Below are 20,573 nucleotides of genomic sequence, written 5' to 3' on the forward strand. Positions count from 1 at the left end.
TTGGGGGTGGGAGGGCAGGGCAGGCGGCAACGGTCGGTAGGCGGCCTATCCGGCAAAGCGGCAAGCCCTTGCCGCCCGGCAGGCGGCAAGCGGGCGGCAATCAGGCGTAAGCGCGCATCATCGGGCGATACCCGCCACCGGCATCGCCGGTCAGGGTCTGCAACCGGCGACGGACATTGGCCGCCATCAGGTTGACATAGATGCGGCACGTCTCGTTCAGGCGGTTGGCCTCGTCGGCCAGTTCGCGCAGTTCCGGTCCGGCGGGCCCGGTGCCGAGCGCCGCGACGTCCTCGATCGCGGCCAGTTTCTCGGTCGTCGCGCGCTCCAGCGCGCTGACGTCGTTGACCTTCAGCGCGGCGATCTCACGATGAAGGGCCTCGATGACCCGGATCAGGGCGTCACGCCGCGTCATTGTTGTTCCAGCTCAGCTTCAGGGCAATCATCTGGTCGGCGATGGTCGCCGGCATGATCGGGAAATGGCCGTCGGCGATCGCCTTCTTGATCATGGCGATGCGTTCCTGGTTGACCGGCGGATGGCTCGCCATGACGCTGGCCAGGCCGCTCAGCGCGCTCTGGTCGCCCCCCGCCTTCGGCGTCGCAGCCGACGCCGAAGCGAGACCCGCTTCTGCGGTCGCCAGGCCACGAGCCGCGCCGGTCACCCGTGCGATCCTCATGTCCCCGGCATTCGGCCTTGAAGTTGCTATTTCCACCATGCCCGCACCTATCGGTTTCGCTGACATCCCATGAAACGGCCGGGCGGTGAAATCCTTTAGAAAGAAATCTGCGCGCCGACTCGATATCCCGGGGGGCGGACTCGGGGATCACTCGGTCCAGCCGGGCAGGGTGGCGCGGCCGCTGGACAGGGCCACGGCCTGGATCGGCTGGCGCGCGGCATCGATCTTCACGGGGAAGTGCGCGCCGGGCGTGGCATCGGCCATCGCCACGCCGTCGCGGCTGATCGAAAAGCCGTCCGACCCCGCCTCCACCGTCACCGGATCGCCGCGCCGGATCACCGGCTCCAGGCGTATGGCGACCGCCGGTATCGCGGCGGCGGGCGGGGCGGGGCGGGGCATGGCGAGGACCGGCACGAAGATGCGCCATTGCGGCGCGGAACACGCGATGACGACGGCATCATGCGCCTCGGTCCGCCACGACAGCGCGACGGTGGGGCATTGCGCCAGCTTCAGCCGGGCATCGACGCCCGAACGCGCCCCCCCCTCTATGCCGACCGGGCGGCCGGTAAAGGCGGCGACGGCGGCGTCGAGCGCGCGGACATCCTGAAAACCGGCGGCACCGGCCAGCAATAGGGACAGGATCATCGGGACTTCCTTTGCGATTCGCCGGAAAAGACCAGCGTGACCAGCGCGGTCCGCTGGCCGGGCGCGGTGGCGGTAGAGAGGGTGAGGCGGTCGGCGGCGACCGGCCCGATCAGCGCGGCGGCAGCGCGCGCGCGATCGGCGGCCAGCACGACCGCGCTATGGGTCAGGGGATCGACATCGGCCGCACTGCCGTCGGTGGCGGCGGTGACCGACAGGCGGACCCGCGGATCGGCCAGCGCCTCGCGCGCCCAGGGAACGAGCAGCGGATCGGGATCCAGCGGTTCGGCCGAGCCGGGCGCGAAGCGCAGCGCGGCGGCGGCCACCGGCATGATCGGCGGCGGGGCGGCCACCGGGACATGCGGCACCGGCGTGGCCCAGCCGAACTCTGCCCGCAGCGCATCGACCAGCGCGGGGCGACGTTCGCTTCCCATCGCCTGGACCAGCACCAGGAAGCCGACCAGCAACAGCGCCAGGTCGGCCAGCGTCACCAGCCAGAGCGGGCGGCCGGGGGGCGTCGCGGGAAATTCGAATTCGGTCATGCCACGGTCGCCAGCGGACGGCGCGGCGGGGTCGGCGCCTGGATCGCCGCGCCGGGCGCCTCCCGCGCGGCCAAGGCGGCCAGCGGCAGCTCGATGCGCGTGCGCTCGAACGCCTCGATCCGGGCGGCGCGGCGCAGGCGCGCGGCGATGGGCTGGGCGACCAGGTTGGCGAACAGCGCGCCATAGAGAGTCGCCAGCAGCGCGATCGCCATCGCGCCGCCGATCCGTTGCGGGTCGTTCATCGTGGCGAACATCGCGGCCAGTCCGATCAGGGTGCCGACCATGCCCATGGCGGGCGCGGCCTCGGCGGCGCCCGCCCAGACATCGGCGACTACCAGATGCCGCTCGATCCGCGCCAGCCGCGCATGGCGGGTGCGCGCGATGACCGTATCGGGCCGCTCGCCATCGACGATCGCCGCGATCGCCTCGGCCAGGTCGGGGTCGGTGATGACCGATCGGTCGAGCGTCAGGACGCCGTGGCGGCGTGCGATCCGGTCGAGATGGGTGATCTGTTCGAGCAGCGGTTCGGCCGAATAGGGCGACCGGATCAGGACGCCCAGGGCCCGCACGCTGCGCCCCGCATCGCGCCACGGCGTGCGCAGCAACGTGGCGAGCAGCGTACCGCCCAGCACGATCGCCAGCGCGGCCGGGTCGAAGAATTGGGAGAGGGGCGGCAGACCGTTCATGCGCCCGCACTGTGCAAGGGGCGGGCCAAACGCACGCCGCGCCCCGCGTCATCGGGTGGAGCACGGGCGGAGTGGCGGCATCGCGCGGGTTCCCGACGGACAATCGGCAAAGGGCGGCAAGGGCGGCGGCAACCGGGCGGCAACCGCTTGCCGGATCGGTCCTGCCGGTGTGGGCCTGCCCCCGGCTTTTCGGCCCTTCGCCGAATTGGCACGGCTGTTGCGTATCCCCGCTGGCGCAGGATGTCGCGCCGGGAAGGAGGAATGACGATGGCCAATGAAACGCTGTTCGGAGTGCACGGAGCCGCTCTGGAGGTCCGCGCCCAACGCATGGGTGTGCTGGCGTCCAACATCGCCAACGCCTCCACCCCCGGTTTCAAGGCGCGCGACATCGATTTCAAGTCGGCGCTGGCCGCGGTCGAGGGCAGCCCGGGGCAGTCCGGGGGTATCGGCGACGCGCTGAAATACCGCATGCCGCTCCAGACCTCGCTCGATGGCAACACCGTCGAGCTGAACCAGGAACAGACCGCCTTTGCCGAAAACGCGGTCCAGTATCAGACGACGCTGTCGTTCCTGAACGGCCGGATCAGCACCATCACCCGCGCGCTGAAGGGCGAATAAGCCATGGCCAACAACCCCATGTCCATCTTCCAGGTCGCAGGGCGCGCCATGTCGGCCCAGCTGATCCGGATGAACACGACCGCGTCGAACCTGGCCAATGCCGGGGGCGTCGCCGGGTCGGCCGACACCGCATACAAGACGATGAAGCCGGTGTTCCGCACCAGCTTCGACGCCGCGACCGGCCTGTCCACCGTCGATGTCGAGAAGATCGTGACCGCCGGGGAAGACCCGACCAAGCGGCACGATCCGAACAACCCCTTGGCCGACAAGGACGGCAATATCTACGAGGCCGCCGTCGACGAGACCCGTGAGCTGGTCGACATGATGGAGACCTCGCGCACCTATCAGAACAATGTCGAGGTGATGCAGACGGCCAAGTCGCTGATCCTCGATACCCTCAAGCTGGGCCGCTGAGCATGACCGTTTCGACCACCATGGATTCGACCCTGGATGCGATCGGCATCCGGCGTTCGGGCTCGGCCAGCGGTTCGTCCGCGACGACCGCGGCCAAGAAGTCGAACACGCTGGACCAGTCGTCCTTCCTGAAGCTGCTGACCGCGCAGATGCAGAACCAGGACCCGTTCTCGCCGATGGACAACACCCAGATGGTGGCCCAGATGGCGCAGTTCTCCAGCGTGGCGGGCATCTCCGAGATGAACACCACGCTGGCGGCGATGGCCGCCAAGATGAACGGCACGACCAAGGCCGACGCCATGGGCTATGTCGGCAAGACGGTGCTGACCCCCGGCGCGGTCGCCTATGCCCGGACCACCGGCGGTGTCGCGGGCGCGGTCGAGCTGGACCAGGCGGCCTCCAACGTCCTGGTCACCATTTCCGACGCGCAAGGCACGCCGCTGAAGACGCTGTCGCTGGGCGCGCAGAAGGCGGGCACCACCAGCTTCGACTGGGACGGCAAGACCGATACCGGCGCGGCGGCGGGCAGCGGCCCGTTCACCATCACGATGAACGCCAATGACGGCACCGCCGCCGTCTCGGGTCGCCCGCTGGTCTGGGCACCCGTCCAGTCGGTGTCGATGCCGACCAATGGCGAACCCGTCCTGACCGTGGCCGGGCTTGGCCAGGTCAACCTTTCCGCCGTCCGCTCGGTCGGCTGATCTCACTCCCCACCAAGGTACTGAGCCCATGTCCTTCTATACCTCGCTGAGCGGTCTCCAGGCTTCGCAGACCGACCTGTCCGTGATCTCGCACAACATCGCCAATGTCGGCACCAACGGCTTCAAGAAGAGCCATGCCCAGTTCGCCGACGTCATGGCGTCGAACTTCGCGACCGACCCGACCAAGCAGGTCGGGTCGGGCACGGTGGTCAAGTCGAACCGCCAGGAGTTCAAGGAAGGCAATTACAACAATTCGTCGAACGCGCTCGACCTCGCCATTTCGGGCGATGGCTTCTTCGCGGTGCAGAATCCGGGCAAGGGCCCGCTGCAATATACCCGCAACGGCGCGTTCCAGGTCGACCAGCAGAATTTCGTGACCGACGCCAGCGGCGGCCGGTTGCAGGTGCTGCCGGTCGACAACGACGGCAACGTGACCGCGACCGGCGTCGATGGCCTGACCGCGCTGCAACTGCCCGCGACCAGCGGTGCGCCGATCGCCACCAAGAAGGTGTCGATGGACCTCAACCTGTCGGGCACGGCGGCGGCACCGGGCGTCGGGTTCAACCGGACGAACCTGGCCAGCTACAACAACACCACCCAGACCAAGATCTACGATCCGTCGGGCAACGCCATGACGCTGACCAACTATTACGTCAAAAAGCCGCTGGACAAGGATGCGCAGGGCAACCCGATCCAGCCCGCCGACGGCAGCACGACATGGCTGGTCTATACCTTTGCCGACGAGAAGCAGCTGACGGTGGGCGGTTCGTCCGATCCCGTCACGCTGACGTTCGACAAGAACGGCAACATGACCACCAAGCAGCCGATCGCATTCGACAACTTCAATTCGCACAGCTCGAACGTCTCGCAGCCACTCGCGCTCGACTATACCGGCACGTCGCAGGCGGGCAGCGTCTTCTCGGTCGCCTCGCGCACCCAGGACGGCAAGGCGATCGGCTCGCTGACCGGCGTGTCGGTGGGCGAGAACGGTCTGGTCATCGCGTCCTTCTCGAATGGCGAAACCGCCAAGCTGGGCAAGGTGGCGCTGGCCGATTTCGTCAACATGCCGGGCCTGCGCCAGGCGGGCGACAGCTATTGGCAGGCGACCGGCCTGTCGGGCAGCCCGAGCATCGGCTCGCCGGGCGAGGGGACGTACGGCGCGATCAAGTCGAGCACGCTCGAAGGATCGAACGTCGACATCACCGAGGAACTGGTCGACCTGATCGCGGCGCAGCGCAATTTCCAGGCGAATGCCAAGGCGCTCGATACCGCCAGCCAGATCTCGCAGACCATCTTCAACATCCGCAGCTAAACGGACCTTCGGGGGTAACGGGGAACGGCCATGGACAAGCTGGTCTACACGGCGGCGACGGGTCTGCGCGCGCACATGGCGGCGCAGACCGCGATCGCCAACAACATGGCCAATTCCTCGACGATCGGCTTTCGCTCCGACCGGGTGGTATTCGACCGCATCGACCTGAAGGGCGGCGGCGCGGCGTTCGAGGCGCGGATGCCCACCGCAGAGGAAGTGACCGACGCCGACCGCCAGCCCGGCACCGTGCAGCATACGGGCAATCCGCTCGACGTCGCGATCGCCACCAGCTCGGCCTGGCTGGCGGTGCAGGCGTCCGACGGGACCGAGGCCTATACGCGGCGCGGCGACCTGGAGGTCGCGGCCTCGGGCGTGATGCAGACCGGCGACGGCTATCCCGTGATCGGCCAGAACGGGCCGGTCACCGTGCCGCCGTACAATTCGCTGACCGTCGCGCCCGACGGCACCGTCTCGATCGTGCCGCTCGGCGCCGGGCCGGACACGCAGCCCCAGGTCATCGACCGGTTGAAGCTGGCCGACACCAAGGGCTCGACGACGGTCAAGGGGCTGGACAATCTGCTCCGGGTCAAGGGCGGGGGCGCGTTGCCGCAGGACATGGACGCCACCGTCCAGTCCGGCGCGCTCGAAAGCTCCAACGTCAACATGACGCAGACGCTGGTCGACATGATCGAGAACCAGCGCAGTTACGAGGTGCAGGCCAACCTCATGAAAGAGGCCAAGTCGATGGACGAGAACAGCGCATCGCTGATGCGGCTGCCGAGCTGAGGATTAGAGAGTTATGTCTTCTGCCGCCATGCACGTCGCGCGCACCGGGCTCGATGCCCAGGACATGCGCATGCGGGTCATCTCGAACAACCTGGCCAACGTCAACACGACCGGGTTCAAGCGCGACCGCGCCGCGTTCGAGACGCTGGCCTATCAGACCGTCACCACGCCCGGCGCGGCCAGTTCGACCGAGAGCAAATATGCGACCGGCCTGAACCTGGGCACCGGCGTGCGCATCCAGGGCACTGCGCGGATCAATACGCAAGGCGCGATGCAGACGACGAACAACAGCCTCGACCTGGCGCTCGACGGCGACGGCTTCTTCCAGGTGCAGATGCCGGGCGGCACGCTGGGTTACACCCGCGCGGGCAATTTCTCGCGCTCGGCCGAGGGGCTGCTCGTCACGTCCGAGGGGTATCAGGTGATGCCGGGCATCACCGTGCCAGAGGGCACGACCCAGATCACGATCGGTTCCGACGGCACCGTATCCGCCTCGCTGGCGGGCCAGACCACGCCCGCCCAGATCGGCCAGATCCAGGTCGCCAGCTTCCCCAATCCGGCGGGGCTCCAGGCCAAGGGCGACAATTACCTGACCGAGACCGCGGCCTCGGGCGTCGCCAATATGGGCGTCGCCGGGCTCGAGGGGCGCGGCCAGATCCGCCAGGGCATGCTCGAAGGGTCGAACGTCAACGTCGTCGAGGAACTGGTCGACATGATCGAGACCCAGCGCGCCTATGAGGTCAACTCGAAGATGATCAAGTCGACCGACGAGATGCTCCAGTACGCCAACCAGAATCTGTGATCATGACCATGCGTTCTTCCATGCCGAGGGCGACCCGCCGTACCCGGCTCACGCTGGTGGCGGTCGCGGGCACGCTGCTTGCCGCCGTTGTCGCGCCGATCCCCGCCCAGGCCGACCTGTTCGGCAGGAAGAAGCCGGTCGAGGACTTCACGACCGTCCGCCCGTCGACGGCACCGATGGCATCGCCCGCGCAGCCCACGGGTTCGATCTTCCAGGCGTCGGACGGCTATGCCGCGCTCTACGAGGGCTGGCGTGCGCGCCGGGTCGGCGATCCGCTGACCATCGTGCTCGTCGAGCGGACGGCGGCGTCCAAGTCGGCGGGATCGAAGCTCGGCTCGAAGGGCGATTTCGGGCTCACCCCGCCCGCCACCGGCCCGCTCGGCTCGCTGATCAAGCCCGGCGATATCGGCATGAGCGGGACGCGCAACTTCGACGGATCGGGCGCCGCCGACCAGTCCAACTCGCTGTCCGGCGAGATCAGCGTGACGGTCGCGCAGGTGTTCCCCAACGGCACCATGTTGGTCCAGGGGCAGAAGCGGGTCACGCTCAACCGCGGCGATGAATTCATTCAAATTAAAGGCCTGGTCCGTACAGCGGATATCGGCATCGACAACCGTGTCCCATCGACCCGCGTCGCCGATGCGCAGATCGCCTATACCGGCAAGGGGGATGTCGCCCGCGCCAGCCGCCAGGGCTGGCTCAGCCGCTTCTTCCAGGCCGTCAGCCCGTTCTGAGCCAGGACCGCATGATGCTCCGCTTTCTTCTCGCTCTCCTCGCCACCTTCGCGATCGCCGGGCCCGCTTCGGCGGACCGGATCAAGGATATCGGTGGCTTCCAGGGTATCCGCACCAACCAGTTGACCGGTTACGGCGTCGTCGTCGGCCTGCCGGGCACGGGTGACGACAATCTGGAATATACCGTCCAGTCGCTAAAGGCGGTCGTCTCGCGCTTCGGCCTGCAACTGCCGCCGAATGCGAATCCGGGCATGAAGAACGCGGCGGTGGTGATGGTCACGGCCGAGCTGCCGCCCTTCGCCAAGCCGGGCCAGAAGCTGGACATCACGGTCGCGTCGATGGGCAAGGCCAAGTCCTTGCGCGGCGGGGCGCTGATCCTGACGCCGCTCCAGGGCGCGGATGGCCAGATCTATGCGATGGCGCAGGGCAATCTGGCGGTCGGCGGTCTGGGCGCGGAGGGTGCGGACGGATCGAAGATCGTCATCAACGTCCCCTCGACCGGCCGTATTCCCGAAGGTGCGACCGTCGAACGCGCGGTCGCCACCGGTTTCGACACGTCGCCCACGCTGATCTTCAACTTGGCGCGCGCCGATTTCACCACCGCGCAGAATGTCGCGCAGGCGATCAACATGCGCCTCGGGCTGGGCACCGCGCAGGCGATGGATGCCGTGTCGGTCGCGGTCCGCGCGCCGCTGGGTGCCGATGTCCGCGCGACCCTGATGTCCGAGATCGAGAATCTCAGCGTCAACTCGGCCGAACCCTCCGCCAAGGTGATCGTCAACGCCCGCACCGGCACCGTCGTCATGAACTCGGCGGTCCGCGTCGGTCCCGCGGCGGTCACCCATGGCAAGCTGACCGTCAAGATCGACGAGCAGCAACGCGTCAGCCAGCCCGGCCCCCTGAGCGGCGGCCAGACCGCGATCACCCAGAAATCGGGCGTCTCGGTCGAGGAGGAGCGGCGTCCGATGTTCGTCCTGGCCCCCGGCCCGAAACTGGCCGACGTGGTGAAGGCGGTGAACGCGATGGGCGCGGCCCCCTCCGACCTGGTCGCCATCCTCGAGGCGCTGAAGGAAGCCGGCGCGCTCAAGGCCGAGTTGGTCGTCCTGTGACACAGGGCATCGCACCCACGCCCGCGACGACCCCGATCACGGGGACGGTCTCGACCGATACCAAGCGGCTGTCCAACGGCCATAATCTGGACAAGGCGGGCACCCAGTTCGAGGCGATCTTCAACGGCATGATGCTGAAGGCGATGCGCCAGACGAAGCTGGGCGACACGCTGTTCGAATCGAAGGCGCTAGACACCTTTCGCGACATGCAGGACCAGCAGGTCGCACAGACCATGGCCGAACACGCGCCCATGGGCATCGGCAAGGCGGTCACCGCTTTTCTGGCGAAATCGAAACCGGATCTTAACCACGCATAGTGTATCCCGAGTCGTATGAGCGACTTGCTCTCTATCGGCGCTTCGGGCGTGCGGGCGTATCAGACCGCGTTGACGGTGGTTGGCGAAAATATCGCCAATACCGGCACGGACGGATATTCGCGCCGTTCGGTGACGCTTGGCGAGGTCGGTGCCGCGGGCGGCGTGACCAGCAGCCGGCTGGCGCCGGGCTCCGGCGTGACGGTGTCGGGTATCGCCCGGTCGACCGACGCCTATCTGACCGCCGGGTTGCGCACGGCCAATTCCGACCTGAAGCGGACCGAGGCGGGCAAGGTCTGGCTCAACCGCATCCAGGACGTGATGACCGGCAATCAGGTCTCCGACCGGTTGACCGGCTTCTTCACCGCCGCGCGCGCGCTGGCATCCGACCCGACCTCGACCGCGCTGCGCACCACCATGCTGGAGGCCGCCAAGTCGACGGCATTCGCCTTCACCGCGACCGACCGGGCGTTCGATGCGGCACAGGCCGATTTCGACGGCCAAGCCCGCGATGCCGCGCAAGGCCTGTCCTCGCTCGCGGCGTCCTTGTCGAAGGTCAATGACGGCCTTGCGCGGACCCAGCCGGGCACCTCGACCGCCGCACAGCTTGCCGACCAGCGTGACCAGCTCTTGTCGCAGATGAGCGAGCTGGCCGATGTCACCGCCACCACCGACCAGCTTGGCCGCACGACCGTGCGGCTGGGCGATCGCGCCGGGCCCATATTGACCTCGCCCGATACGCTGGGCTCGGTCAGCTATGCACGGCTGACCGGCGGCGGCATCAGCTTTTCGGTGGTATCGCAGGGGCAGACATCGCAGTTCGTGCCCTCCGGCGGTACGATCGGCGGCCTGATCGACGGGGCGGAGCGGATGGCGGCGATGCGCGACAGCTTCAATTCCGTCGCCCAGGACTTTGCCGGCCAGGTCAACACGATCCAGGGCAGGGGCCAGGACTCGACCGGCGCGACCGGCCAGCCGCTGTTCAACCTGACGGCGGGCACCGCGATCATGAGCGTCGCCCTGACCGACGGGTCGAAGATCGCGGCGGCGGCGGCGGGGCAGGGGCCGCGCAACACCGACAATCTCACGGCGATCGAAACGGCGCGCAACAGCGGCCGATTCGAGAATCGCCTGACCGAGATCATCACCGACAATGCCGCCACCCTGAAGCAGAAGCAGACGATCGCGGAGGCGCAGGGCGCGATCCGCGAAGGCGCCAGCACCGCGCTCAGCAGCGCGACCGGCGTCACGCTGGACAATGAGGCGGTGTCGCTGATGCGTTTTCAACAAGCCTATTCCGCGTCGAGCCGTGTCATCCAGATCGCGCGCGACACCTTCCAGTCCATCCTCGAGGTTCGGTGACGGCGATGCAGATTTCGACGACCACCCTGTATGACAGCGCCACCCGGCGCATGGCGGCCCTGCAGGGCAAGGCCAACGACCTGATGACGCAGAACGCGACGGGCAAGAAACTGCTCAAGCCGTCCGACGATGCCGCCGCCTCGGCGCAGGTCGCGCAGCTGAACCGCGCCGATGCCGATGCCACGGCATACAAGGGCAATTTGTCGCTCGCCAAGACGGTGCTCGGGCAGGTCGATACCACGCTGGGGTCGATCGGTGGCCAGTTGCGAAACGCCATCGAGATCGCGACCAAGGCGGCCAACGGCTCGCTCAACGATTACGACCGCTCGGTCCTGGGCGACCAGCTGAACGCGATCCGCGACCAGCTCGTGACGCTGGGCAACACCCGCGACATTCGCGGCCAGCCGCTGTTCGGCACGGCCGACGGCACCGCCGCGGTGCAGTCGACGAACGGCACGATCACCTATGCCGACCCGGAGGTTTCGGCGGTGCCGATCGACCGCGACCAGACGGTCGAGGTCAGTGTCGGCGCCAAGCAGGTATTCCAGTCGAACGGCAACGACGCCTTCGCCGTGCTGGGCGACCTGGTCGCCGCGCTGAAGACGCCGGGTTCGGGGTCGAGCGCCGTGCTGCGCAACAGCCTCGACAAGCTGAACGCGGCCAACGACAATGTCGGTGCGGTCCAGGCCTCGATCGGCGCGCGGCAGACCCGTGTCGCGCTTCAGGAAACGCTGATGCAGACCTCCAGCCTCGACCGGACCGCGACGCGCTCCGATGTCGAGGATGCCGATATCGCCACCAACATCGCGCAGTTGCAGCAGACGATGACCGTGCTCCAGGCGACCCAGGCCAGTTTCACCAAGTTGGCGGGCCTGTCGCTGTTCGATTACCTGAAATAATCGCGCATCCGCCGGCATCCTTTCCGGCGCGGTAACCCGATGGTGACCAAATCACGGTAATCCAGAGAGGTACGGCGTGCTGACGCCGCTCCCTGCTGGAGAATCGGTTCACCATGTTTCCTGCCATCGGCCTTGTCATCCTGCTCGGCATGGTCTTCGGCGGCTTCGCCATCACTGGCGGCGCGCTGGGGCCCGTATTCGAAGCGATCCCGCATGAGATGCTCATCATCGGCGGCGCGGCCGTCGGCGCACTCGTCATCGGCAATTCCGGTGCCGAGCTGAAGGCGCTGGGCGGCGCCATGGGCAAGATCTTCAAGGGGCCGAAATACAAGAAGCAGGACTATCTCGACGTCATCTTCCTCGTCTCGAAGCTGATGAAGATGCTGCGCACCGAAGGGCCGATCGCGCTGGAGCCGCATGTCGAGGACCCCAAGTCCTCCTCGGTCTTTGCCGAATATCCCCGCCTGCTCTCCGACCATACGCTCGTCAACCTGATCGCCGACACGCTGCGCCTGGTCGTCGTCTCGTCCGGCACGCTCGACGTGCATGCGGTCGAGGAGGTCATGGACAATGCGATCAAGACCCACCACCACGAGGTCGAAGGGCCGCAGGGCACGCTGCAGAGCCTGGCCGACTCGCTGCCCGCGCTGGGTATCGTCGCGGCGGTGCTCGGCATCGTGAAGACCATGGGTTCGATCGACAAGCCGCCGAGCGTGCTGGGCGGCATGATCGGCTCGGCGCTGGTCGGCACCTTCATGGGCGTGCTGCTGGCGTACGGCATCGTCAATCCGTTCGCGGGTCGCCTGAAGCAGGTGATCGATGCCGACGCCGCCATCTATCACGTGGTCAAGCAGATCATCATCGCCTCGCTCCACGGCCATCCCCAGCCCCTGGTCATCGAGGCCGCGCGCTCGGGCATCAAGCACAAGGACCAGCCCGGCTTTGCCGAGGTGTTCGACGGTCTGCGGGGCAAGTAAGCCATGGCCCGCGCACCGCACGGCAAGAACGAGCCGCCCAAGATCGTCATCGTCAAGAAGATCATCGTCGATGGTCATGGCGGCCATCATGGCGGCGCGTGGAAGGTCGCCTATGCCGACTTCGTGACCGCGATGATGGCGTTCTTCCTGCTGCTCTGGCTGCTGGGCGCCACCACCGAGAAGCAGCGCAAGGGCATTGCCGACTATTTCGCGCCGACCCTGCTCGACACCCGTTCGATGGGGATCGGCGGCGGCGCGCTGAGCGGCGGGCCGGGTGCGGGCGAGAAGGCGAGCGGGACCAGCGGCGTCATCCAGTTGATCGTGCCCAAGATGGCGAATGACGGCGGCGACATGACCGGCACCGGTCCCAAGGGCTCGCTGCGCAATCCCAATGCGGTCGCGATCGATCGCCAGAAGTTCGCCGAACTGCAAAAGGCGCTCGAGCAGAAGATGAAGGCGACGCCCGGCCTGAAGCAACTGGCCAAGCATATCCGCTTCATCCCGACCCAGGACGGGCTTCGCATCGACCTGGTCGACAATGCCGATTATTCGATGTTCGCCAGCGGCACGACCCAGCTGGAGCCCGAGGCGTCGGCGCTGATCGGCACCATCGCCCAGTCGATCGCGGGCCTGCCCAACACGATCATGATCCGCGGCCACACCGACGGGGTCGGCTTTGGCGATCCGCGCGCGATGAACAACTGGATGCTGTCGTCCAGCCGCGCCGAGTCGACGCGCCGCCGCCTCGCCGCCGGGGGCATTCCCGAATCGCGTTTCGAGCGGATCGAGGGCGTGGCTGATCGTGAGCCGATCATCGCCGACAACCTGTCGGACCCGCGCAACCGGCGCGTGGCGATCACCCTGCTGTATCGCAAGGGCAGCTTCGGGCAGTAGGGCGTGCGGGGGTGAACCTTCGCGCTTCGCCCCTGTATTGGTGCGTTTACTCGTCCGGCCATAAGGGTTGGCGGGCCCGACCGCAGTCATCAAAGTTGCGATCGTCCAGCCATGCCTCGAACCGGTCCTGTTGGGCGGGCCATTCGGTATCCAAGATCGAGAACCATGCCGTATCGCGGCGATGCCCCTCGACGATGCCGTCGCCCCGCCAAGTTCCTTCAAGGGTATAGCCGAACCGGCGCGCCGGGATGCTTCGTTCAGCGCGTTGCAACGCCAGGCTATGCGATGATAATCGATTGGAGTTTGATCCATCCAATCCGAAGCGCCACCCCGGCGGAGGCCGGGGTCCAGTCGTGGGTGCCGTTGTGATGGTCCGGCTCGCTCCATCAGTAAAGCCCTCGCAACTGGACCCCGGCCTCCGCCGGGGTGGTAACGCAACCGGCCTGGTCTGGTGGATCAAACTCTAGGAAGGCGCGCCGCATCATCAGGAATATGGCTTCGGTGGCGGCGCGGGTGCGTTGCAGCCGGGGCGAAAACCAGATGCTGCCAATCTCCAGCGCGACATCGCGCGGCGCCATGTCACAGAATGAGGCCCAGCCTTCGGCCCTGCCACTGGTCATGAGAATGACGGCAAGGAAGGGTTGCCGGTCGAGGTCGTTCAGGCGCGCGACATGCGCCGCGAGGTCCGGGCGATCCAGGCCAAAAGAAAACCCGCCCGGTCATCCGCCTTTGGGAGGAAGGCGGCGACCGGGCGGGTTTCCGGACGATCCGAGGATCGCCGCCGCTTATTCGGCGTCGGCGGTCGCTTCGCCCTTGCGCGGCTTGCGGGTCGCGGCGGCGTTGCGCGGGCCCGGTTTGCGGCCGAGACCGATCTTCTTGGCCATCGCGCGACGGCTTTCCGAATAGCTCTCGGCGACCATCGGATAATCCGACTTCAGGCCATAACGATCGCGATATTCCTCCGGCGTCAGGCCGTGGGTCGCCAGATGGCGGCGCAGCGTCTTGTAGGGCTTGCCGTCGATCATCGAAACGATGTGATCCTTCGACGCCAGCGACTTGCGAACCGACACGGCCGGAACATAGTCGGTGGGTGCTTCGACATCAGCCGACTGCGGGGCGGCGCCCAGCAACGAAGACACGGTTTCGTGCATCTTGTTCAAAAAGGCCGGGACCTCTTCGGACGACGTGCGGGTATTGGGGTTGCCCAACCACGCAATGGTCAGTTCGGTCGCCAGTTCTACGGCATTCACATCGATAGGGTCGTCGGCCATGATACGCTCCTGTTGTTTGGACTTTGACCTAACCGTCAATCACGTCACGTCAACCATCCAATCCACTTTCGGGATAAAAATTCTACAAAAGCGAGGACTTTTATTTGTCAGGCCAATCGGAGAATTTTAAGGTAAATAGTCCGAAACGTTATGATCAGGCCGTGTCACGACGATCGATCAGCACTTTATTCAAGTCGATCGGGAAAGATTTTTGCGTCGGATTACAGTTTTGTCATTTCGTTATGATGCCGTACCAACAGGGTAAAGCACCAAACGATTGCAGTTCTCCGATTGCAAAAAATGCAATGAAAATTAATGAGGTTGCATTTGTGTAAATCGGCAATCTCCGCCAGAAGGAGCGGGCCTTTCAGGCATCCTCTCCTAAAAACTTTTACGGCTGGTCCTCGGACCAGCCTTTTTTTTGGCTTGCTTCCGCCGCGTATCGGCCTAGGCTGTTCCCATCGCCGCGCTTTAAAGACAAAGATAAGCAGGAGTGGAAGCCGCCGGGAAAACCGGCACCCCGCGCGTCGGCGGCGGGGGTTGAGCGACCATTTTGCGCTCCCCCCGTCTGCACCTCTTCAGAAATCGATGTCGCTATCGGCCATTCGTCATGGCGTGGCGAAGCGGCTGTGAGCATCCGGCGCACACGCCCAAGCCGTGACGAGGCGCAGCCCCCGCGGACCGATCGGCATTCGGGTCGCTCTGCTATAGCAGGGTGACATGAGATGCCTCCTTCCTTTCAGGGGAGGGGCTGGGGGTGGGGCGCTTCCGCGAATGCCGCATTGGTGGCAAGGCCCCACCCCAACCCCTCCCCTGAAGGGGAGGGGCTCGCCTTGGATCAAGCTCCAGGCGTTTTGGATATTGTGCCGTCAGACGCCCGCTCCTCTGTATCGTCGAGAAGAGCAGGCCCTGGCGTTACTTGCGCTCGGTCGGGGAAGGCCGGTGGATGAACTGATCCAGAACGTTCAGTGCCATGCCGGCAAAGGCGGTAACTTCCGACAGGCCGGGCTTGCCCGACGATGCGGGCTTGGTGGACGGCGCGGGATCGATAGCTTCGGCAGCATCCGCCGCCGGGGTTTCCGGCGTGGGGGGGGGCGGAGGCGTATCCGCCGCGTCGCGCTTGCCGGTTTCGCGCGCCAGCGCGGAGGCCGCGACGATCAGGCCGGTGGCGAGCAGCTGGCGCCCAGCCGGACTGCGTGCCTGGTCGAGCAGGGCTTGTCCGATCCGGTGCAGCGGTGACGGGCCGGGCGGTGTGCCCGGCTGTTCGTCCAGCTTGGCCTTTTTCTGTTTCTTCTTGTGCTTCTTCTTACCCATCGACCCGGCCCCATGATGTTGTGTATTTATGATGTAATACACGTCGCGCGGTGTTCAAGGCGCGAGTGGTCCGGCGCGCTGGCGGGCCTAGCCGCCCAGCGCGCGGGCGCGGCGTCTCTGGACCGAACTGCCGATGCCCAGCGCTTCGCGGTATTTGGCGACCGTGCGTCGGGCGATGTCGAACCCCTTGGCCTGGAGCAGTTCGACCAGCGTGTCGTCGGACAGGATCTTGGCGCCCTCGTTGGCGATCAGCGCCCGAATCGCGCTCTTCACTGCTTCCGCCGAGACCGCATCGCCGCCATCGGACGCCGCGATGCCGCTGGTGAAGAAGAATTTCAGCTCGTACAGCCCGCGCGCGCAGCTGAGATATTTGTTGCTGGTCACGCGGCTGACGGTCGATTCGTGCATCCCGATCGCCTCCGCGACACGCGCCAGCGTCAGCGGCCGCAGATGCGCGACGCCGTGGAGGAAGAACGCCTCCTGCTGCTTCACGATCTCGGTCGCGACGCGGATGATCGTGCGCTGCCGCTGGTCGAGCGCCTTCATCAGCCAGTTGGCGCTGGCCAGGCAGTCGGCCAGCCACGCCTTTGACCCCTTGTCCTGCGGGCCGTGACGCAGTTCCTGATAATAGCGGCGATTGACCAGCACGCGGGGCAGGGTGGCGGTGTTGAGTTCGATGCCCCAACCCGCCTTGGTCCGGGTGACGAACAGGTCGGGCACCACCGCCCGCGCCGGCTCGCCACCATAGCGACAGCCGGGCTTGGGATCATAGCCGCGCAGTTCGCGGATCATGTCCGCCATGTCCTCGTCATCGACGCCACACAACCGCTTCAACCGGGTCAGGTCGCCGCGCGCCAGCAGGTCGAGATTGGCGATCAGCTTGGCCATGCAGGGGTCGTAGCGGTCGACCTCGCGCGCCTGGAGCATCAGGCATTCGGCCAGATCGCGCGCGCCGATGCCGGTCGGGTCCAGGCTCTGCACGACCTTCAGCACCGCCTCGACCTGCGGCAGGCCGATGCCCAGCCGCTCGGCGATCTCGCGCAGCGGGACGGTCAGATAGCCCGCCTCGTCCAGCTGGTCGATAATGTGCGCCGCGATCGTCAGGTCGAGGCCCGACAGGATCAGCGCGACCTGTGCCTCCAGATGCTCGGCCAGATTGGGTGCGTCGTCGGCCAGCGAATCCCAGTCCGGCCCATCCTCGCCGCCCAGGCCGCCGCTACCGCTCGCGCCGTTCAGCGACAGGCCGCCATCGGGCCCGGTGCCGCCATCGGCCACGCTGTCCTGCTGATGGCTTTCGGTCGCATAATCGAGGTCGAGGCCGCGATCCTCGGCAGGCGCGGTCCCGGAGACCAGTTCGTCCGCCCCGGCGGGGGCCTCGCGTTCGGGACGCTCGGGGGTCGCCACCTCGCGGATCGCCGACGCGTCGAGCAGGGGGTTCTTTTCCACCTCCTCGGCGATGAACGCCTCGATCTCCAGATTCGACAGCGCCAGCAGCTTGATCGCCTGCTGAAGCTGCGGCGTCATCACCAGCGATTGCGACTGGCGGATGTCGAGGCGCGGCGCTAGGCTCATCCCAATATAATTTCCTTTGCAAGATTAAATATAAAAGTTAGCCTGATATGGTCAGTAAGGGGGGTGTTATGTCTAAAGCCGCAGACGCTTTTATCAAAGTTGTTACGCATCCAAAGACAAGAGAGATGGTAGTCGTTGCGGTAAAGGCTGTTGCAAAAAATCTAATCGATGGAATAGGCAAAAAATCTACGGCTAAAAAATAAACTTCAGAGCGAAAAGCCCTCGCCCAGATAGAGGCGGCGGACATTGGCGTCGGCGACCAGTTCCTCCGGCGATCCGCTGAACAGCACGCGGCCGTCATAGATGATGTAGGCGCGGTCGACGATGTCCAGCGTCTCGCGGACATTGTGGTCGGTGATCAGCACGCCGATGTCGCGCCGCTTCAGGTCCTTCACTAGGTCGCGGATGTCGGCGATCGAGATGGGGTCGATACCCGCGAACGGCTCGTCGAGCAGCATGATCGACGGATCGGCGGCCAGCGCGCGGGCGATCTCGGCACGGCGGCGCTCACCGCCCGACAGCGCCATGGCGGGCGCGGCGCGCAGGCGGGTCAGGCCGAATTCCTCGAGCAGCTTGTCGAGCTTGCGCGCGCGCTCGGCGGGATCGGGCTCGGCCAGTTCGAGCACGGTCAGGATGTTCTTCTCGATCGACAGCCCGCGAAAGATCGAGGTTTCCTGCGGCAGATAGCCCAGGCCCAGGATGGCGCGGCGATACATGGGCAGGCCGGTGATGTCCTCGCCGTCCAGCATGATGCGGCCCGAATCGGGCTTCACCAGCCCCATGACCGAATAGAAGCACGTCGTCTTGCCCGCGCCATTGGGGCCGAGCAGGCCGATCACCTCGCCGCGCCCGACCGACACCGACACGTCGGTCAGGACGATGCGCTTGTCATAGCTCTTGGCGATCGACACGACCTGCAGGCCGTTGGCGACCGGTGGCTCCGACACGGGGGCGCTGCGCTGGCCGGGGCGCTGGTCTGCCTCGCGGATCGGGGTTTCCATGTCCATCGGCGCGTACTTTCCTTAGCTGATGGCCCTTGGCGATGGCCTGGTCTTGCGGGCACGTTAGCGCGAGCGACCCTCGCGCGTCACGTATCAGTTGCGATCGGGGACCGAGAAAGTGCCCGTGACCCGGCCCGACGGCGCACGGGTGACGCCGCCGCCCTTGCCCGGCGTGCCGCCGCCCGCCACCGACGAGCCGTCGATGACCGCGCGCCCGGTGTCGAGGTTGATGGTCAGGCGACCGCCGTTCACCGTGTTCCCGTCCTGGGTCAGCGTGACATTGCCCAGCATGGTGATCACCCGGCGATTGAGGTCGTAGATGCCGTAATTGGCGCGCGCGGTCTGGTTCGGCCGCTTCACGACGACATTGCCCGACGCCTCGAACCGCGAGACCTGCGGCTTTCCGCCGATGACCTGGCCGGTATAGATGATGACCACCCGCGCGGCGGTCAGCGTCATCTCGGCCTGGCGCAGCGAGACGTTGCCGGTCAGGACGCCGCGATTCTGCTTGTCCTGCAATTCGATGACGTCGGCGCCGAAATCGACGGGCGCACGGCTGTCATGCTTGACCTGCGCGGCGGCGGGCGCTGCCAGGACGAGAAGGGCCGGAGCCGCAGCGGCGAGGTACTTGTGCATGTTCGGCTATTTCGTGCTTTACGGCACGATGCGCAAGCGGGCGTTGCCTTCCAGGCGAACGGTGCGATCTTCCAGGTTCGCGCGCAATTTGTTGGCGCTGAAATTCCCCTGCGGCACGCGGCCGGTCACCGCGCCGCCCGACACCAGCGTGCGCTGCTGAAGGTCGATCGTCGCGTCATGCGTCTGCAGGTCGTAGCCGCCCGCCGATTTGAAATCGAGCGGACCGTCCAGCTTCACCTGTTCGGTGCGCATGTCGTAGCGGCCCGAATCGGCGTTCACCGTGGCGGGGCCGTCCGACAGGCGGATCGCGGCGGCCAGCTTGTTGAGCTGGACCACCGGCTCGGCCGAGCTGCGCTGGATCGCGGACCCTGCGTCGAGCGAGAAGGGCTGGCCCTTGTCGTCGACGCCGCGATACTGCGCCGCCTGGATCTTCATGCGTTCGCGCGCCACCTCGACCTTTTTCTTGTCGAGGACGAACGACACCTCGTTCGAGGTATAGATGGGCGCCATCACCAGGAACGCCGACAGCACGCCGATCGCGCTGGGCAGCAGCCAGCGCGCGACGGTCACGAATCGATCGTGGCGGCTGCCGGGCGCGGCCCAGCGCTGACGCTGGGTACGGACGCGGTCGGCGATCTCGGACATGGTGGCGAATTCCCTATGAGCCCGGCGGGCGGACCGGATCAGGCGTGGGCGAAGATATCGACCTCGGGCCAGCCCGCGAGATCCAGCTCGGCGCGCGCGGGCAGGAAATCGAAACAGGCCTGGGCCAGTTCCATGCGACCCTCGCGGACCAGCCGCTTGTCCAGTTCCACCTTCATGCGGTGCAGATAGCGGACGTCGGAGGCGGCATATTCGCGCTGCGCGTCGGACAGCTCGGGCGCGCCCCAGTCCGACGACTGCTGCGCCTTGGACAGCTCGACGCCGAGCAGCTCGCGGACCAGTTCCTTCAGGCCGTGGCGGTCGGTATAGGTGCGGATCAGCCGCGAGGCGATCTTGGTGCAATAGACCGGCGCGGCCACCACGCCCAGATAATGGCGGATCGCCGCGATATCGAATCGCCCGAAGTGATAGAGCTTCAACCGCTCGGGGTCGGCCAGCAGCGCGCGAAGGTTCGGGGCGGCATAGTCGCTGTCGGGCGAGAATCGGACCAGATGCTCGTCGGGGCCGCCGTCCGACAGCTGGACGACGCACAACCGGTCGCGCGGGGTGATCAGGCCCATCGTCTCGGTATCGACGGCGATCGAGGCGCCCGCGGCGAACAGGTCGGCGGGAATGTCTTCTTCATGCAGATGAACGGTCATGTTCCTGCC

Annotated in this window: 26 protein-coding genes; 13 read left to right on the forward strand and 13 right to left on the reverse strand. The window is 66.4% G+C overall.

What is annotated here, in order from left to right:
* Positions 1–100: 100 nt before the first annotated feature.
* The 5 genes from U1703_RS13310 to U1703_RS13330 form a co-directional block, all read right to left on the reverse strand.
* Positions 101–412: a flagellar protein FlgN gene (locus tag U1703_RS13310; RefSeq protein WP_320452988.1), complete on the reverse strand. Its 312-nt coding sequence runs from the start codon at positions 410–412 to the stop codon at positions 101–103.
* Positions 399–674 carry a flagellar biosynthesis anti-sigma factor FlgM gene (gene flgM, locus U1703_RS13315; RefSeq protein ID WP_320452989.1) on the reverse strand — a complete coding sequence of 92 codons (276 nt, stop codon included), beginning with the start codon at positions 672–674 and terminating at the stop codon, positions 399–401. Before flgM ends, U1703_RS13310 begins: the two co-directional genes overlap by 14 nt.
* Before the next feature lie 147 nt (positions 675–821).
* Positions 822–1,319: a flagella basal body P-ring formation protein FlgA gene (locus U1703_RS13320; RefSeq protein WP_320452990.1), complete on the reverse strand. Its 498-nt coding sequence runs from the start codon at positions 1,317–1,319 to the stop codon at positions 822–824.
* A complete protein-coding gene (locus U1703_RS13325; RefSeq protein WP_332786072.1) occupies positions 1,316–1,858 on the reverse strand; it encodes a hypothetical protein in 543 nt (180 codons plus the stop codon). Before U1703_RS13325 ends, U1703_RS13320 begins: the two co-directional genes overlap by 4 nt.
* Positions 1,855–2,544 (reverse strand): MotA/TolQ/ExbB proton channel family protein, encoded by a 690-nt coding sequence (locus tag U1703_RS13330; RefSeq protein WP_332786073.1) that lies wholly within the window; start codon positions 2,542–2,544, stop codon positions 1,855–1,857. Before U1703_RS13330 ends, U1703_RS13325 begins: the two co-directional genes overlap by 4 nt.
* Before the next feature lie 267 nt (positions 2,545–2,811).
* Here U1703_RS13330 and flgB point away from each other — a divergent pair, with 267 nt between their 5' ends.
* The 13 genes from flgB to U1703_RS13395 all read left to right on the forward strand — a co-directional run bounded on the left by flgB (position 2,812) and on the right by U1703_RS13395 (position 13,466).
* On the forward strand, positions 2,812–3,162 hold the full coding sequence (flgB, locus tag U1703_RS13335; RefSeq protein WP_320453183.1) for a flagellar basal body rod protein FlgB: 351 nt from the start codon (positions 2,812–2,814) through the stop codon (positions 3,160–3,162).
* Positions 3,163–3,165: 3 nt separating this feature from the next.
* Positions 3,166–3,576, forward strand: coding sequence for a flagellar basal body rod protein FlgC (flgC, locus tag U1703_RS13340; RefSeq protein WP_320452993.1), 411 nt, complete (start codon positions 3,166–3,168; stop codon positions 3,574–3,576).
* Between the two features lie 2 nt (positions 3,577–3,578).
* Positions 3,579–4,277 (forward strand): flagellar hook assembly protein FlgD, encoded by a 699-nt coding sequence (locus tag U1703_RS13345; protein ID WP_332786074.1) that lies wholly within the window; start codon positions 3,579–3,581, stop codon positions 4,275–4,277.
* Positions 4,278–4,305: 28 nt separating this feature from the next.
* Positions 4,306–5,589 carry a flagellar hook protein FlgE gene (locus tag U1703_RS13350; protein WP_332786075.1) on the forward strand — a complete coding sequence of 428 codons (1,284 nt, stop codon included), beginning with the start codon at positions 4,306–4,308 and terminating at the stop codon, positions 5,587–5,589.
* A 30-nt stretch (positions 5,590–5,619) separates the two neighbouring features.
* Positions 5,620–6,375, forward strand: a complete 756-nt coding sequence (locus U1703_RS13355) for a flagellar basal body rod protein FlgF (RefSeq protein WP_332786076.1) — start codon at positions 5,620–5,622, stop codon at positions 6,373–6,375.
* Positions 6,376–6,388: 13 nt separating this feature from the next.
* Positions 6,389–7,177, forward strand: coding sequence for a flagellar basal-body rod protein FlgG (gene flgG, locus U1703_RS13360; RefSeq protein WP_320452997.1), 789 nt, complete (start codon positions 6,389–6,391; stop codon positions 7,175–7,177).
* A gap of 20 nt (positions 7,178–7,197) precedes the next feature.
* On the forward strand, positions 7,198–7,911 hold the full coding sequence (locus tag U1703_RS13365; RefSeq protein ID WP_320452998.1) for a flagellar basal body L-ring protein FlgH: 714 nt from the start codon (positions 7,198–7,200) through the stop codon (positions 7,909–7,911).
* Positions 7,912–7,922: 11 nt separating this feature from the next.
* On the forward strand, positions 7,923–9,020 hold the full coding sequence (locus U1703_RS13370) for a flagellar basal body P-ring protein FlgI (protein ID WP_320452999.1): 1,098 nt from the start codon (positions 7,923–7,925) through the stop codon (positions 9,018–9,020).
* Positions 9,017–9,337: a rod-binding protein gene (locus U1703_RS13375; protein ID WP_320453000.1), complete on the forward strand. Its 321-nt coding sequence runs from the start codon at positions 9,017–9,019 to the stop codon at positions 9,335–9,337. The genes U1703_RS13370 and U1703_RS13375 overlap by 4 nt, the downstream gene beginning before the upstream one ends.
* A gap of 15 nt (positions 9,338–9,352) precedes the next feature.
* Positions 9,353–10,696, forward strand: a complete 1,344-nt coding sequence (gene flgK, locus U1703_RS13380; RefSeq protein ID WP_320453001.1) for a flagellar hook-associated protein FlgK — start codon at positions 9,353–9,355, stop codon at positions 10,694–10,696.
* Positions 10,697–10,701: 5 nt separating this feature from the next.
* Entirely contained in the window at positions 10,702–11,595 is an 894-nt protein-coding gene (gene flgL / locus U1703_RS13385; protein ID WP_320453002.1) for a flagellar hook-associated protein FlgL, read from the forward strand.
* A 113-nt stretch (positions 11,596–11,708) separates the two neighbouring features.
* On the forward strand, positions 11,709–12,572 hold the full coding sequence (gene motA, locus U1703_RS13390) for a flagellar motor stator protein MotA (protein ID WP_332786077.1): 864 nt from the start codon (positions 11,709–11,711) through the stop codon (positions 12,570–12,572).
* 3 nt (positions 12,573–12,575) lie between these two features.
* Complete coding sequence (locus U1703_RS13395) at positions 12,576–13,466, forward strand: flagellar motor protein MotB (protein WP_320453004.1); 891 nt, start codon at positions 12,576–12,578, stop codon at positions 13,464–13,466.
* A 386-nt stretch (positions 13,467–13,852) separates the two neighbouring features.
* On the opposite strand, the gene U1703_RS13400 is transcribed toward U1703_RS13395, so the two are convergent.
* From U1703_RS13400 to U1703_RS13435, 8 genes are all read right to left on the reverse strand, one after another.
* Complete coding sequence (locus tag U1703_RS13400; RefSeq protein ID WP_332786078.1) at positions 13,853–14,044, reverse strand: hypothetical protein; 192 nt, start codon at positions 14,042–14,044, stop codon at positions 13,853–13,855.
* Positions 14,045–14,251: 207 nt separating this feature from the next.
* Positions 14,252–14,737, reverse strand: coding sequence for a Ros/MucR family transcriptional regulator (locus U1703_RS13405; RefSeq protein ID WP_332786079.1), 486 nt, complete (start codon positions 14,735–14,737; stop codon positions 14,252–14,254).
* Between the two features lie 915 nt (positions 14,738–15,652).
* Positions 15,653–16,051 carry a hypothetical protein gene (locus U1703_RS13410; RefSeq protein WP_332786080.1) on the reverse strand — a complete coding sequence of 133 codons (399 nt, stop codon included), beginning with the start codon at positions 16,049–16,051 and terminating at the stop codon, positions 15,653–15,655.
* A gap of 87 nt (positions 16,052–16,138) precedes the next feature.
* Positions 16,139–17,623, reverse strand: coding sequence for an RNA polymerase factor sigma-54 (rpoN, locus tag U1703_RS13415; RefSeq protein ID WP_332786081.1), 1,485 nt, complete (start codon positions 17,621–17,623; stop codon positions 16,139–16,141).
* 206 nt (positions 17,624–17,829) lie between these two features.
* The gene (gene lptB, locus U1703_RS13420) at positions 17,830–18,630 is read right to left on the reverse strand and encodes an LPS export ABC transporter ATP-binding protein (protein WP_320453008.1); all 801 of its coding nucleotides are present in this window, start codon (positions 18,628–18,630) and stop codon (positions 17,830–17,832) included.
* Between the two features lie 87 nt (positions 18,631–18,717).
* On the reverse strand, positions 18,718–19,260 hold the full coding sequence (locus U1703_RS13425) for an LptA/OstA family protein (RefSeq protein ID WP_320453009.1): 543 nt from the start codon (positions 19,258–19,260) through the stop codon (positions 18,718–18,720).
* Positions 19,261–19,278: 18 nt separating this feature from the next.
* Positions 19,279–19,905, reverse strand: coding sequence for an LPS export ABC transporter periplasmic protein LptC (gene lptC, locus U1703_RS13430; RefSeq protein ID WP_320453010.1), 627 nt, complete (start codon positions 19,903–19,905; stop codon positions 19,279–19,281).
* Between the two features lie 38 nt (positions 19,906–19,943).
* Positions 19,944–20,564: a ribonuclease D gene (locus U1703_RS13435; protein ID WP_320453011.1), complete on the reverse strand. Its 621-nt coding sequence runs from the start codon at positions 20,562–20,564 to the stop codon at positions 19,944–19,946.
* Positions 20,565–20,573 lie beyond the last annotated feature (9 nt).

The organism is Sphingomonas flavida (assembly GCF_036663655.1).
GTDB lineage: Bacteria > Pseudomonadota > Alphaproteobacteria > Sphingomonadales > Sphingomonadaceae > Sphingomonas.